The 519-nt window shown below is 66.5% G+C and carries 1 protein-coding gene; it reads left to right on the plus strand.

The features are described from left to right. On the plus strand, positions 1 to 519 hold a 519-nt coding region (locus ACDELDRAFT_RS23475), incomplete at both ends, for a PepSY-associated TM helix domain-containing protein (protein WP_005802057.1).

Consider the following 519-nt stretch of genomic DNA (forward strand, 5'->3'; position numbering starts at 1 on the left):
TGCGCCTGCCCGACGAGCGCCAGCCCGCCGTCTCGCTGCTCTGGCGCAACGCGGCCCAGCCCCGCTTCGAGGCCCTGCTCATGCACCCGCAGACGGGCGAAAAGCTTGAGGTCCGCGACACCATGGGGGGCGACTTTTTTTACCGCTTCCATTACGAACTGCGCACCGCATCCAAGGGCCGGTGGGTGGTCGAAGGCCGCTGGGTGGTGGGCGGCGCCACGCTGCTGATGTTCATCGCATTGCTCACGGGCATTGTCACGCACCGGCGCATCTTCAAGGACTTCTTCACCTTCCGGCCCGGCAAGGGTGGGCAGCGTGCCTGGATGGATGCACACAACGTCACCGGCGTGCTGGTGCTGCCGTTCTACCTGCTCATCACCTTCAGCGGACTGATGATCTTTCACACGCTGTACATGCCGGCCGGCATAGCCGCTGCCTACCCCGGCGCCGAGGGCGATGCCGGCACCGACACGCAGGCCTACTTCGCCGATCTGCACGGCGAACAACCCGCGCGCCGTG

The organism is Acidovorax delafieldii 2AN (assembly GCF_000175235.1).
Taxonomy (GTDB): domain Bacteria; phylum Pseudomonadota; class Gammaproteobacteria; order Burkholderiales; family Burkholderiaceae_C; genus Acidovorax; species Acidovorax delafieldii_B.